Source organism: Streptomyces changanensis (genome assembly GCF_024600715.1).
GTDB classification, from domain to species: Bacteria; Actinomycetota; Actinomycetes; order Streptomycetales; family Streptomycetaceae; genus Streptomyces; species Streptomyces changanensis.
Window position 1 is genome coordinate 6,034,605 of the sequence record NZ_CP102332.1, and the last position, 12,798, is coordinate 6,047,402.

The 12,798-nt window shown below is 70.3% G+C and carries 13 protein-coding genes; 2 read left to right on the plus strand and 11 right to left on the minus strand.

The genetic code is table 11. The annotated features are described in order from the left end of the window. Positions 1-27: 27 nt before the first annotated feature. The gene (locus NRO40_RS26430; RefSeq protein WP_058944185.1) at positions 28-759 is read right to left on the minus strand and encodes a 7-carboxy-7-deazaguanine synthase QueE; all 732 of its coding nucleotides are present in this window, start codon (positions 757-759) and stop codon (positions 28-30) included. Next, the gene (locus tag NRO40_RS26435) at positions 756-1,166 is read right to left on the minus strand and encodes a 6-pyruvoyl trahydropterin synthase family protein (RefSeq protein ID WP_058944184.1); all 411 of its coding nucleotides are present in this window, start codon (positions 1,164-1,166) and stop codon (positions 756-758) included. The genes NRO40_RS26430 and NRO40_RS26435 overlap by 4 nt, the downstream gene beginning before the upstream one ends. Positions 1,167-1,952: 786 nt before the next feature. Between NRO40_RS26435 and NRO40_RS26440 the strand changes: the two genes are divergently transcribed. Further along, positions 1,953-2,918, plus strand: a complete 966-nt coding sequence (locus NRO40_RS26440) for a tetratricopeptide repeat protein (protein ID WP_232791205.1) — start codon at positions 1,953-1,955, stop codon at positions 2,916-2,918. A 53-nt stretch (positions 2,919-2,971) separates the two neighbouring features. Here NRO40_RS26440 and NRO40_RS26445 read toward each other — a convergent pair whose 3' ends face one another. From NRO40_RS26445 to NRO40_RS26485, 9 genes are all read right to left on the minus strand, one after another. Beyond that, positions 2,972-4,249, minus strand: coding sequence for an MFS transporter (locus NRO40_RS26445; RefSeq protein WP_232791204.1), 1,278 nt, complete (start codon positions 4,247-4,249; stop codon positions 2,972-2,974). Between the two features lie 130 nt (positions 4,250-4,379). Further along, complete coding sequence (locus NRO40_RS26450; protein WP_257375527.1) at positions 4,380-4,832, minus strand: DUF6624 domain-containing protein; 453 nt, start codon at positions 4,830-4,832, stop codon at positions 4,380-4,382. A gap of 414 nt (positions 4,833-5,246) precedes the next feature. Next, positions 5,247-5,801 (minus strand): helix-turn-helix domain-containing protein, encoded by a 555-nt coding sequence (locus tag NRO40_RS26455; RefSeq protein WP_058944181.1) that lies wholly within the window; start codon positions 5,799-5,801, stop codon positions 5,247-5,249. Next, positions 5,798-6,739, minus strand: a complete 942-nt coding sequence (locus tag NRO40_RS26460) for a helix-turn-helix domain-containing protein (RefSeq protein WP_198549429.1) — start codon at positions 6,737-6,739, stop codon at positions 5,798-5,800. Before NRO40_RS26460 ends, NRO40_RS26455 begins: the two co-directional genes overlap by 4 nt. Further along, the gene (locus tag NRO40_RS26465) at positions 6,736-8,637 is read right to left on the minus strand and encodes a glycoside hydrolase family 15 protein (RefSeq protein ID WP_058944180.1); all 1,902 of its coding nucleotides are present in this window, start codon (positions 8,635-8,637) and stop codon (positions 6,736-6,738) included. Before NRO40_RS26465 ends, NRO40_RS26460 begins: the two co-directional genes overlap by 4 nt. Beyond that, positions 8,634-8,831 carry a DUF5999 family protein gene (locus tag NRO40_RS26470; protein ID WP_058944203.1) on the minus strand — a complete coding sequence of 66 codons (198 nt, stop codon included), beginning with the start codon at positions 8,829-8,831 and terminating at the stop codon, positions 8,634-8,636. Before NRO40_RS26470 ends, NRO40_RS26465 begins: the two co-directional genes overlap by 4 nt. A gap of 219 nt (positions 8,832-9,050) precedes the next feature. Further along, positions 9,051-9,482, minus strand: coding sequence for a hypothetical protein (locus tag NRO40_RS26475; protein WP_058944179.1), 432 nt, complete (start codon positions 9,480-9,482; stop codon positions 9,051-9,053). Next, complete coding sequence (locus NRO40_RS26480) at positions 9,476-9,805, minus strand: ATP-binding protein (RefSeq protein ID WP_232791203.1); 330 nt, start codon at positions 9,803-9,805, stop codon at positions 9,476-9,478. The genes NRO40_RS26475 and NRO40_RS26480 overlap by 7 nt, the downstream gene beginning before the upstream one ends. Before the next feature lie 712 nt (positions 9,806-10,517). Continuing rightward, on the minus strand, positions 10,518-11,051 hold the full coding sequence (locus NRO40_RS26485; RefSeq protein ID WP_058944177.1) for an ATP-binding protein: 534 nt from the start codon (positions 11,049-11,051) through the stop codon (positions 10,518-10,520). A 440-nt stretch (positions 11,052-11,491) separates the two neighbouring features. Here NRO40_RS26485 and NRO40_RS26490 point away from each other — a divergent pair, with 440 nt between their 5' ends. Next, entirely contained in the window at positions 11,492-12,796 is a 1,305-nt protein-coding gene (locus NRO40_RS26490; protein ID WP_232791202.1) for a helix-turn-helix domain-containing protein, read from the plus strand. Positions 12,797-12,798 lie beyond the last annotated feature (2 nt).

Genomic DNA, 12,798 nt, shown 5'->3' on the forward strand with positions numbered 1-12,798 from the left:
GAGGGGCCGGATGGACTGGGTGCCAGGTCAACGGCCCTTGGGATCGGCGAAGGCTGCGACGTGGAGCCTGGTGGTGAGGTGCCAGTGCCTGGAGGCGACCGCGTCCGCGAGGACCCGGGTCGTCGACGTGATCGCCTCGACGGTGGTGCCCTCCGGCATCACCCACACCGGCGCGAGCCCGTGCCGGTCCACCAGCTCGGCGATCCGGTCGATGTCGGCGACGGAGGAGGCGACGAACTTGAACACGCTCCGTCCGGAGGCGGCGAACGCCCGCAGCACGGACGGCACGATGCTCTTGGCCTCGTCCATCCCGAAGCTCGCCAGCTTCGGCGACACGTTGAACCGGACACCGTCGACCAGCAGCGCGGGGGCGGGCATGACCGTCCCGTTGGTCTCGAACTCGACCCGCCGGCCCTCATCCAGCAGCCGCCGCACCAGGGGGACCAGGTTCCGCTGCTGGAGCAGCGGCTCCCCGCCCGTGATGACCACGAGCTCGACCGGAGACGGCCTCACCCACGCCACGAGATCCTGCACGGACTCGCGCGTCGAGACCTCCTGAGGCTTGAACCGGCTCCAGTCCCACGTCTCCTTCGTGTCGCAGGACTCGCAGGTCAGGTTGCAGCGGGACAGCCGGATGAAGATCGCCGGGTGGCCACAGCTTGGACCCTCCCCCTGGAAGGTGGGCACCTCGACACCGAAGCGCTCGGCGACGATCAGCTGCCCCAGCGGCTCGCGTGCGGTTGCTGCGGTGCCGGTCATGTGGCGGCCACGTCGAACTGGGCCCAGCTCCGCTGGGTCTCGCGGACGCGGACGGCGGTCAGCTGCCTGGCGATCCTCGACGGCATGTTCGTGATGAACCAGCCCGCCAGGTACTGCGCGAGCAACTCGGACGTCGGCTCGAAGTCGAGGACTTCGTACAGGTTGTGGTGGTCGAGTTCGCTGTCGAGGTACTGCTTGAACGGGCTGAGGTCACCGAAGTCCGTCACGAATCCCGGCCCCTGGAGGGAGGACGCGGAGAGCACGACCTCGACCTCGTAGCTGTGGCCGTGCTGCCGGGAGCACTTGTGCTCGGGCGGGAGGCTGGCGAGGCGGTGACCAGCCTCGAAGTCGAACGTCTTGCCGATGGTGAACCTGCCGGAAGGCAGCGGAACAGGGGCAGTCTCCACGGGAGTCCCTTTCTCGTGACGGAGGGAGCGAGGGCGCCTGCGGCCCTCTTCGACGCCTCGCTCGCGAGACGCCAATTCCGGTACGGATTCCTGGGGCGCCGGCGGTCCCCGCGCGGCCGGCGGACGGGTCCCGACGAGCGCGGCCAGCACGATCCGCCTGCGGCAATGGGCTGGTCCGGCGAAGTGGTGTCGCTCAGGGCAGTTGGAGCGCTGACTCCTACGATGCGCCGCGTGCTGATGCACAGTCATTGACCGTGTGCTGTAGGAACATTGACTGCTGCGGTCAATGCCCGCCCGCATCCCGAGGGGTGAGGGCGTGGCCGAGCGACGAGGGGGCGGACGGTGGGGAAGGTATCGCGAGCGCGTCGTACGGAGATCCAGCGTGAAGCGACCCGGCTGCGGGCTCAGTGTCAGCGAGACGGCGACAGCCAGGAGCGAACCGTCACCGTGCTCCGGGCCGCGATCCCCGAACTCACGGCGCTGGAGGCGTGGCGCCTGGCCCTTGGATGGTCCCGAGCACAGGCAATCCGCGAGGTCGCTCAGGTCTACCTGGCGGACGACCTGCTGCCGCCGGCCTTGTCGCAGGCCCTGCTGTGCCGGTACGAGCATGGGCAGGCGCAGCCCGGCGACGAGTACAGAATCATGATTTCCCGGGCGTACGGGGCGCGGCCGGATCAACTCGGGCTTGAGACACGCCACCTGTGGTGCAGTACGTGCGCAGCCCCGCTGCCACTCCACTACGGTCAGCGGCAGCGCGAGGAACCGAGCATCGACCGAAAGGAATCCATGACGACCGCGAGCGGGCTGCCCGCCATCCGTGAATCCGTGCAGTGGGCCGTCCTGGACGCGCCCAAGGGATCTGCGTCGCTCGTCGCCCTGGCCGAGGCCGCCGTGGAGCACTACGCCCTGAACTACAGCAAGCACCCACCGTCCGCCCTCCACGACGAGGTTCGAGCGACCCGCAACCTGCTTTCCACGGTGGTCGCCGCCGCCGACCGGGAGACGGCCCGTGGCCTGCGCCGACAGGTCGGCTGGCTGTCGGCGCTCCTGGGAAACCTCGCCTATCACCTGGACGACCGCGCCGGGGCGCGCGCTCACCTGACCCTGGCAGGGGCCATCGGCGAGTCCACCGGCGAGGCGGCCCTCACCGCCTGGTCCAGTGGAGCCCTGGCCATGGTCGCCACCGCCCGGCGCGACTGGGAGCACGCCCGCGGGCACGCCGAGCACGGCCTTCAGCACGCCCCCGCCGGCCTGCGCCGCGCCCAGCTCCTGGGCTGGGCCCTGCTGCCGACGCTCGCCGCACTGGAGCACGCGTCCCGCGCGGATGACGTCATCAGCGAGAGCGACGAGATCATGCGGTCCGCCGTCGAGATTCCGGGCCGCTTCGGATACGACCGTGCCGAGCACCGTCTGCACGTCGCCGAGGCCCACCTGACCCTGGAGCGCTACGAGCGGGCCGCCGACGTAGCCCGCACGTCCATCGCGGCAGCCCCCGAACACACGCCGGGATGGGTGGCGGCCACCCTCGTGCTCGCCCTTGCCGAAGCACGCGACGCCCCCGAGGAAGCGGCCGGCCGCGCACTGGGCGTCCTGGACCTCATTCCGCCTGCGCGGCTGAGGGCCACCGCCCGCACGCGTCTCGCCCGCCTCACCCGGGTCCTCGACCCGGCAGCGACCAGTGCGGGCGCCGAGCTGGCGGAGCGCCTGCGTGTCCTGCCGGCCCCGATTCGTACGGACGGCACCGCCGCGTAGCCACTTCTCATGAGTTGCCGCTCTTTCGCGCGGCGAGAGCCTCCAACGGTCGTTCATTGAGCGCCTCCGTCCAAGGCGGTGAGGCGACGAACGGGGGAGCGCCACAGCATCCACGCGGACAGGAGGAGGACGATCACGCCGGCGGTCATGACGGTGCGGACGCTGGTGACGGTGGCGAGGGCCCCCGCGGCAAGGGCGGCCAGCGGCTGCGTGCCGGTGGTCAGCCAGAGAGAGGTCTGCTGGACGCGAGCGCGGAGTCGGGGAGGCGTGGTCCGCTGCTGTACTGAGCGCTGGGTGGTGCCCACGCACGTGGCCGCTGCCCACTGGCCGTATCCGCTGACGACGAGGATGGCGAGCCAGGCGGTGCCGGGGCGGGCGACCAGCGGGGGTATCTGCATCAGCGCGTACACGGTCCACGCGCATGCGATCACGCGGCCGGTCCCGTAGCGGTGGACGAGACGGGGGGCCGTGAGGGCTCCGCTGAGGCCACCGAGGCTGCCTGCGGCCATGATCACCCCGAGGCCGGTCGCGCCGATCTGCACGGTGGTCAGCAGGTGGTACGAGAGGAGGGTGGCGGTCAGGCCGGTGCCGATCCCGGTTACGGTCAGGGCTTGGAACAGGGGGCGGAGTATCGGGTGGGACGCGGAGTGGGCGACGCCCTCGCGGATCTCCCGGGTTGCCGGCCGCCTGCCGGTCTGCGCATGTTCGTGGGAGGGCAAGGCGCGAATGCGGGCCGCGCACCAGGCGGAGACGAGGTACGACAAGGCGTCGGCGGCGAACGCGCGGGTCGCCCCGATCGTCGCGACGAGGACGGTGCCCAGGGCGGTTCCAGTGGTGCCGGCGATGGTGATTACTGCGGTGAAGCGTGCGTTGGCCCGGTGAAGGTGCTTGGGCTCTGCCAGGAGGGGGACGGCGGCCATCGACCCGGCCGTGTGCAGGGTGGACAGGACGCCCAGGGCCAGGGCGACGGCGTAGAGGAGCGGCATCGACAGCCGGTCGAGGATGGCTGCTGCGGGGATGACGCCCACCAGGGCAGCCGCCGCCAGGTCGGTGGAGAACAGGATGGTCCTCAGCGGATACCGGTCCACGACCACGCCTGCGGGCAGAGCGACCACCAACGCCGGAATCTCCGCGGCGAACGCAAGGAGGGCGACCTGTCCCGGGTTGGCCTCCAGGGAGAGGACGGCGAGGGCCGGCAGGCCGACAGCGTGGACGGCTGACCCCACGTAGCTAATGCCCTCGCCGGTCAGCAGACAGGCGAGGGACCGCCTGACGGCCCGGCCACCTACGAGTCCCTGTGGACCGATGTGGATCTGGGGTGCCGCTGTCACAGAAGGCGCTCCGGGAGATAGAGAGGGTGGTCGGTGAGAGAGGTTGGCGGCATCTGGCAACGCGCCCGGCGGGCACCGGCTGAGGGTGAGGGGCGTCCGGCCGCGCACCACCGGGGGAGAGGCCCGTCCTTCAAGCCGCGCGGCTGCCGCGCAGGAGCACGGTCGGCGGGTCGGGCAGGAGGTGGCGACGCTCCAGAGCGGCGCGACGGTCCTGGTGGGGAGGCAGTCCGGCACGGGCTCGGAGCGTGTCGAGAGCCTCGGGGGCGTCCACGGGGCACATCTCGATCTGCCCGTCGTGCAGCCGGTACTGCGTGCCGTACTTCTGCGGCTGGCCGCTTTTCACCAGACACCGGTCGTAGAGGCGGGCCCACTGTGCGGTGGTGGCATCGCCCTGGCGCATGGCGGCGTGGAGCAAACGGAGCAGGGCGATCTGGAAGTTGAGGTCGTCGCTGTTGAGGGCGATCACCACTGCGGCCTCGCACCCCGCGTCCCCGACCAGTGACCGCCCGGGCCAGCGGCCCAGCCGTTCGAGGATCCGGCGCAGCGCATGCGTGTCCTGGGCGGCGGGCTCGGCGTCCCCCATGGGGCCACGCTGGAGTGCGGGAGCTCTCCACGTCTTTTCCGCGTCGATCACGCGGCTGACCAGGTCCTGGGCGATGTCGGGATGAGCCGGCTGCCGGGCCCCGCCCGAGGTGCCGGCGTCGATCGGCGGTGGGGCGGGACGTGCGAAGCAGCTTTTCACGGGGCGTCCTTTGTGGCGTGAGGCGTGGGTGATGGGGCGCGGCCGTAGGCGACTGGTCCGGTGCCGGGACCGCCGACACCGAGCGGCCGGAGCGCGGGAGCTGCGGCCGTGGCATTGGCTGTCGCGAGCGACAGCTGCTCTTCGGCGAACAGCCGGTGCGGGGGGACGACCGCTCTCCGTGGCAGCGGGGGCGGCCTCGGTCAGGGGGAGGTCCTGAGCGGACTGCGGCCCGCCGCCCGAGGCCGCGCCCCTGTCTCAACCGTGGTGTGGGGTGGCGAGGGTGCGGTCGGTGGGCTGGGCGGGCGGAGCGTTCCGTCGTGCCGGACGGGTCGAGCTGGCCGAGGTCGACTGGAGCTGGCTCTCGCCCTGCGGCGCCAGGAGGCTCCAGGCGTGGCCGAGACCGATCAGGTGCACCGTGTCGGTGGCGCCGGCCGTGGACAGGAGTGCCTCCGTCTTTGTGGGCAGGTCGGCGGGGGCGATCCGGGCGGCGAGGGCGATGTCGGCTCTACGGGACTTTGTAGCGATTGCACGTAAGAGCAGCTTCTCGTCCGTGGTGAGCGCCGGTGCCGACCGCCCGGGATCCGGCGCCGTCGCCTCACCGCGGCCCAGCAGGGCGTGAACCATGACGGCCCGGCTCGCTCGGGGAGGCACGCCGAGGTGCTGGCGGATGTCCTTCAGGTACGCGTGGACCGTCGAGGCTGACAGCCCCTCGGCGGCGGCGATGTCCGCGTTGGAAGCGTTGCGCACGAGGTGATCGGCGACGCGGCGGAGCGAGGGGATCAGGGGGACGGTCTCGTGTATCTCGGTCATGTGGTTTCCAGGAACTTGTCAGTGGGTTCGGTGCTCTGTCGGCAGCGGTTCGGGCCGCCGCGGGGGCGGAAATCGATTCCGGCCTCGGTCAGGAGGGAGTGGACCAAGCCGTACGAGCGGCGGGCGGCCTTGACGAGGGTGGGGATGGAGGCGCCGGCCTGGTAGTGCTCCGCCAGCCACGCACCGGCGGCCTCGCGCTCGGCGGCATCGGTAAGGCGCCGTCCAGAGGCCAGGCACTCGGGCGGTGGACTCGCGAACGCGAATCCCTCCTTGGGCTCCCGATCAGCGAGTAGCTCGGGGTGCGATTCCAGAAGGGCCAGGGCCGCCAGGCCGAGCCAGGCGATGTGCCAGGGCCGGGCCCAGGCGGGGAACGGACCGGGAGCAACGGCGAGGAACCGGGCCCGAGCGAGGACCACGCTCGGGTGCTGCGAGGTCTCACCCGGGAGCCCCCCGGACAACGTCCGCAGGATGGAGCGCAGTTGGTCCTGCTGTGTGACGAACGCGCGGGGGGTACGGGCCTCGTGCCGGCGCCAGACCAGCAGCGCGTCCGCCGCGGCGGTCACGACCTGCTCGCGGACGAGGGCTTCCCCGTGCGGGACAGCCACGGGCGCGCTACCGCCGCGCAGGGGCGCGAGGGCGCTCGCGGCGCTCTGTCGGTCGGGGGCAATGTGGCCTTGGGCGGCGAGCTGCCGGACGGCCTCGTCGGCGAGCGGGTAGTCGATCTCGAAGAGGCGGGCCACCAGGCCGGTCTCGGGCAGGCCGCCCTCCGCTCCGTAGACCCCGGCGCGGACTTCGTCCGCCAGCCAGCGCACGAGTACCTCGACCTGCCAATCGGCCGGCACGAGCGGATCGCGGCGGGCCCGGCGGACGGGCGGGCGGGTCGTGTGCCGGCGCACGGCGGAGGGGGCCGGGCGGTGGTCTTGGGTGAGGTGCGTCATACCGTGGCCGCCTTGGGGGTGATCTGGCCGTTGCTCGCTCTGCGTGCTGCAGTGACGGCCAGAACGGCCACGACGATTCCGACGAGGGAAAACGCCTGCGGGGAGTTGCCGAGCTGTCGGCTGGCGTAGGGATCCCACTCCTCGGCGAGGAGACCGAGGTCGCTGCGGATGCCCAGCAGAACGCCTAGGTGGATCTCGGCCTCGTCCACCCGGCCGATCGCGGCGAGCGCCTTGATCAGCCAGGCCAGGCAGATGACGAAGGTCCCCTCGTCGCCGGTGAGCCCGTCGACGCCCGGCTTCTGGCCGTCGGTGCGGTAGCGCAGTAGGAACCCTCCCTGCGTGGACAGCTCGCGCTGAACCGCCTCCACCGTGCCGATCACCCGCTTGTCCTCCGGAGGCAGGAAGCCGGAGGTCACGATCTGGAGCAGGGAGGCGTCCAGCTCCGCCGAGCCGTACGACTGGGTGAAGGTGTTGCGCTCCTCGTCGTACCCGCGCTCACAGACCTGCTGGTGGATAGCGTCGCGCAGCTCCTGCCAACGCTCCAGGGGCCCCTCGGCGCGGCCGGCCTCGATGAGCCGGACGGCCCGGTCGACCGCGAGCCACGCCATCACCTTGGAGTGCACGAAGTGCCGGCGCGGACCTCGGACCTCCCAGATCCCCTCGTCCGGCAGCTCCCACAGCTGCTCCAGGCACGCGACCAGGTCGACGATGAGGGGGGCCACGACCGGCGTGAGCCCGGGATCATGTTCCTGCGTCGCGTACAGGGCGCTGACGATCTCGCCGTACACGTCCAACTGGAGCTGTCCGGCCGCGCCGTTCCCCGTACGCACGGGGACTGAGCCCTCGAAGCCCGGCAGCCAGCCGAGCTCGGTCTCGCGCATCTCCCTGCCGCCGTCGACCCGGTAGATCGCCTGCATGGTCTCCGGCCGGCCTGCGATCGCCGACTTCAGCCAGCCGACCCATGCCCTGGCTTCCTCCTTGTATCCGCAGGAGAGCAGGGCCTCGACGGTCAGGGCGGAGTCGCGAGGCCAGCAGAACCGGTAATCCCACTGCCTGTTGCCGCCGATCTCTTCCGGCAGGGACGTCGTCGCCGCGGCCACGAAGGCGCCGGTCGGCTGGTACTGGAGGGCTTTCAGCGTGATCAGCGACCGCTCGACCGCGTCCCGGTGCGGGCCCGAGTAGGTGGACTGGCCCGCCCAGGCCACCCAGAAGTCCTGGGTGGTCGTCAGCAGCCCGGCCGGGGCCGGCGTCGGCGGCGGTTCATCGTGCCCGCGCCGCCAGGACAGGACGAAGGCGACTTCCTCGCCTTCCGACACGGTGAACTCGGAAACGATGTCGGGACCGTCCACACGGCACGGGGTCTGCGTGTCGAGCCAGAGACGTCCGTCGCCCTGGTCGGCGACGGAGAGCCGGCCGGATGCGTGGACCTGCGGCCCTCCGGGGGCCTGCCTGGGCCGACCGTAGCCGGGGCGTGCCCGCAGCGTGGACCGCATCGGCACCCGGCCGCTGACGCCTCGGACGATCCGGACCAGACGCAGGTCGTCGTCTGTGACCGCCATGAAGTCCACGAGCTGGACGGTGCCGTCGGAAGTGATCCAGGACGACTCCACGACCAGGGTGCCGTCGATGTAGCGTCGCCGGTCAGCCGGCGCGGGCGACTGCTCGCTCGACCTAGCGGGGCCGACACGCCAGACACCGTGCTTCTCCGTGCCCAGCAGCGCGGCGAAATGCGCCGGCGAGTCGAAGCGCGGCCAGCACATCCAGCTGATGGTGCCGTCCCGGTCGACCAGCGCGCCCGATCGCAGGTCGGACATATAGGCGAGGTCCTCGATGCGTCCGACGCGCTGTACGGGGCGGACGTCTTCCGCGGAGGTGCGGGGGGAGGGGATGTTGATCATGCCGCCACCGCCGGCGGCAGGACGCGGTGCGGGGCGACGATCTTGCCGTCGGGGAGCAGCTCGCCGGTGTCCTCGAAGAGCAGCACCCCGTTGCACAGCAGACTCCATCCCTGCTCGGGGTGGTGGACGGTGAGGCGAGCGGCCTCACGGTCGGGGGACACAGCGCTCGGGCACGTCGGCCGGTGTTTGCACATGAAGAAGTCCTTGGAGAAGACGGTGAAGCGGAAATGATCGCGGTAATGGGGACAGGAGCAGCAGGCGAGTGCCAGGACGATGGTCATGAAGCCGTCTGCGGGGCAGGGACTGGGCCCGCGCGTCGGCCATGCGACGCCGCCTGCCGGGATCGTGTAGCCGGTGCACCCGGCGGAGGGGCTTGAGGCGGAAGCACCGACCGGTCGTGAGGCGATCGGCGGCTAGTCCTCGCACACCTCATCGAGCACGGCGAGCAGGGCCAAGGCGAAGAGCCGTAGATACTGGAGCAGTTCCATGTCCTTCGGCTGCGCTTCGTGCAGGGCACGCAGACGAGCGATGTCGGCGGCGAGGGTCGGACGCAGCGAGGCCAGGGCGAACACGTGAGGGGTGGCGCGCTGCAGCTGGACAAGGAGCCGAGCTGCGTCCTCCCGAGAGATCGGCACCGGCTCGGCGTCGCGCGGAGGCCGCCGCGGCCGGAGCAGTCGGCGGCCCGGACGTACGGCGCGATCGCCTGACGACGACGGCAGCGTGCCGTCCAGAATCTCGTTGAGGACGGAGATCAGTTCGTCATCGATGCCCTCTCGTGCCACGGACCTTGCGAGAGAACCCCGCAGCCTGATCAAGGTGGCCGAGTCACGGCGGGCGATCAGCACGTCGGCCCCTGCGGCTCGGTCGAGACGCGGGCCCACGTGGTGTGGTTGGTGTTGCTGGTACCCCACGCGGCGGCCAGCTTCTCCACGAGGTGAAGACCTCTGCCGTTCGTCGCCGTTTCCCTCGCGACCTTGCGTCTGGCCGGCTCCGAGCTGTTGTCGGTCACCTCGACCAGCAGCTGGCCATCGCGGTGCTCCATGCGCAGCCCCACGGCCTGAGGGCTGTCGGCTCCACCCCCGTGCTGGACGGCGTTCGTCATCAGCTCCGACACGATGAGGACCGTGTCGGCCGCCACCTCCGGGGGGATGCCGCCCCAACGTTCCATGGCGCCGGCCGCGATCCGACGCGACATTCCGACGTACGGCGGCGCGCTGGGTAGAAAGACCTCGACGGTGTCGTGTGACGGCGAAGGCCCAGGGGTCCGGGGGAGGTGCTCATGTGCCATAGGGGGCTCCTCAGGCGTACGAGGCGACGGCAGGCGTCGTCGTGAGCAGGGTCGGGACGGCTCAGCCCTCGGGCGAGGACTGATGGCCGGCGGACGGCGCTATTCGGTTCGCCGTGTAGCGAGCAGGGGTGCTTGCTTGCCGTAGCTGACGGTCACGGCAGCTGGAAAGGGCGGTGCGTGCGAGGCGCGCTCGGTTCCAGAGGCAAGGGCGAGTTCGTGAAGAAGCTCCGCGACGCAGTCGGCCATGGGCTGACGTGTATCCACCACGATCTTCGGATCCAGGACCCCGTTAGGGGAGTCCTCGAATGAGTTGCGACCGGCTCCGGTGGCTGCGCGCACACATCCCGGGCGTGCGTGAGTGGGTGAGCGTCGAGGACCACCGGGGCTGCGGGGCGCTGGTGGAGATTCCACACGGCAGCCTGCAGCAGCCACTCGTAGAGTCGGGCGGCCTGTTCGCGCGAAGCGGTGAGGGCCGTCGGGAACAGTACGTTCCGAAGTTGGGCGAGGTCGAGCAGGACGCCGTCGAGAGCAACCGCGAGATGCTTCGCCAGCTTCGACTTCCCCGTCCGCGGGCGACCACCGATGGCGATGATCACCGCACCTCCATGGGGGTGCGGTGGTGGAGAGCCGTGGACTCACGGTTCGCCTCGTCTGGCCAGACGAAGAAGGCCCAGACACCCTTGCCGACGACCTCACCGTTGTGGGTGGCCGGGGCGGCGGTCCAGTGGTCTGCGATCGCGGAGACGAGCCGGAGACCTCGTCCATCCTCGATGGTGGCGGGCCGGACGATTTGTACGGGCGGATCGGGCGAGTTGTCGGTCACCAGGATGCCGAGGGCTTCTCCAGGCTTGACGGAGAGCGCGAGCCCGATCATCTCTGGCTCGTGCATCTCCCGTGTTCGGCCATGGAGCACTGAGTTGGTGACGAGTTCGCTGGCCACGAGGAGGACGCGGTCGGTCAGCTCATCTTCAGGGGTGAACCCACGAGCGTTGAGCTGATCCCGGAGGAAATGCCGCGACCGGGGCACGTCCTGTTCCGAGTTCGTGAGCCGGATCGCAGTCCGCTCCACCTCGACGCCGTGGATCAGAGCGGCGAGGAACCGCGTGGTTCTCCGAGTCGTCGTCATTGAATGCACCCCCAATCCTGGATGGCGGGTGCCGCCGGCCGGTCTGCGGAGCGCGGTGGCGGCACCCGCGAGCTCACGGGCCAGGACCGTCAGGTGTCGTGGCCGGCGAGCGGCGTGTGTTCTCGGGGAGCCCGAGGAGGGCAAGAGTTGCCCCCGTGGACCAAGGGCGGCAACCGTGACGGTTCGCGTAAACGTGACGGGCTTGCAAGATGCTTCACGTATTTCCAATGCCGCGTTCGACAGAGCCACGTTTTCTTGACACGGAGCGCTCGACATGTCACTACGCTGGGGGCGAGTTCGAAGGGAACGACTTCATGCGACGTGGTCCTGCAGCTCATGGTCCGTCCTGTGCGAAGCGGTTACGCGAGAGCGGGGCCGAACGCGGACACTCCACCGACGAGATCGTCCGCACGATTCAGGCGCACTGCTCCGTCTCCCGCTTGCGCGCCCGCCGTCTGGCCAGGGGCCTCACCCTTGCCGAGGCAGCGGACCAGATCCGCGAGCTCGTCTCTGACTGGGACAGGGCCCCGCGGGTCACCGTGGAACAGCTGCGGCTCTGGGAGACGGGAGGACATCAACCGCTCCGCACGACCGTGCTGGTACTCGCCGCCTTCTACGGTTGCTCGCCCGGTGATCTAGGTCTCGACGAGAGCGAGGCCGTCGCCGAAGTTGTCCTCCTGGCAGAGCACCGGCATGGGCAGCGCGCCGAGGTCATCCCCACGTCCGCAGTCGGTGAGCGGATCCCGACGGCTGCCGAACACCTCTCACACAGGGTCGACGCCGCGCGGCGTGCAGTAGACCGAACCCTCGCCTCGGCGACGGTCAACTCCAGCCAGCTGGATCACATTGACGAGATGGTCCTCTGGGCGAGCCAGGAATACATCTCCACCTCGCCAGCCCTCATGCTCACCCGTCTTATCGACCTCCTTGCGGAGGTCGAGGGGCTGGCCGCATGTCGGCAGCCGGCCGCCGTCCAGGTCCGGCTCTCGGAGCTGACGGCGATGCTCGCCACCCTGACCGCCGACGCGCTCATGAAGCTCGGCGACCTCACCCGGTCGCGATCTTGGTATGCCACAGCGCGTACCGCGGCGGACGACAGCGGAAACTCGGAGCTTCGAGCTCGCGTCAGGGCTCAGGCCGCGATGCTGCCCTTCTACTACGGTCCGATCGCCAACGCGGTCAATTTGTGCCGCGAGGCCCGGGTGATCAGCAGCCGAGCACGGACCAGTGCCACCCACGCCTTCGCGGCTGCAGCAGAGGCGCGGGCCTTGGCCAAGCTGGGCGCCGATGCCGAAGCCGAAACGGCATTGCGCTACGCGACGAAGGTCTTCGAACAGTTCGGCGGGACCTCGGCAGACGACGCCTTCGCCTTTCCGGAGCGCCGCTACCTGCTCTACAAAAGCGGGACGCTCACGGCTCTCGGGCACACGCGCGAAGCACGCCAGGTCCAGGAGCAGGCGCTCGTCCTCTACCAGGACAAGACAGGAATCGACCCCGCGCTCCTCCGGCTTGAAGCGGCCATCTGCTACGCGCGGGACCGCAGCCCCGACGAAGCGTGCCAGCTGGCCGGCACCACTTTCCTGCGGATGGACCCCGCCCACCGCACACCCATCGTGGAAGAACGAGCCCGTGAGGTCGTAGAGATCCTTCCGCCGGCGATACGGACCAGCCGAGCGGCACGCGAGCTTCTTGAGATCATCGAGCTTCCGCCAGCCGGATGTGACAGGACGGGCCCTTGTCGGTAAGC

Excerpts from the sequence above, each read along its gene's own strand:
- NRO40_RS26430 (WP_058944185.1), bottom strand. The coding sequence starts at position 759 with ATGACCGGCACCGCAGCAACCGCACGCGAGCCGCTGGGGCAGCTGATC.
- NRO40_RS26440 (WP_232791205.1), top strand. The coding sequence starts at position 1,953 with ATGACGACCGCGAGCGGGCTGCCCGCCATCCGTGAATCCGTGCAGTGG.
- NRO40_RS26450 (WP_257375527.1), bottom strand. The coding sequence starts at position 4,832 with ATGGGGGACGCCGAGCCCGCCGCCCAGGACACGCATGCGCTGCGCCGG.
- NRO40_RS26455 (WP_058944181.1), bottom strand. The coding sequence starts at position 5,801 with ATGACCGAGATACACGAGACCGTCCCCCTGATCCCCTCGCTCCGCCGC.
- NRO40_RS26460 (WP_198549429.1), bottom strand. The coding sequence starts at position 6,739 with ATGACGCACCTCACCCAAGACCACCGCCCGGCCCCCTCCGCCGTGCGC.
- NRO40_RS26465 (WP_058944180.1), bottom strand. The coding sequence starts at position 8,637 with ATGATCAACATCCCCTCCCCCCGCACCTCCGCGGAAGACGTCCGCCCC.
- NRO40_RS26470 (WP_058944203.1), bottom strand. The coding sequence starts at position 8,831 with ATGTGCAAACACCGGCCGACGTGCCCGAGCGCTGTGTCCCCCGACCGT.
- NRO40_RS26480 (WP_232791203.1), bottom strand. The coding sequence starts at position 9,805 with ATGGAACGTTGGGGCGGCATCCCCCCGGAGGTGGCGGCCGACACGGTC.
- NRO40_RS26485 (WP_058944177.1), bottom strand. The coding sequence starts at position 11,051 with ATGACGACGACTCGGAGAACCACGCGGTTCCTCGCCGCTCTGATCCAC.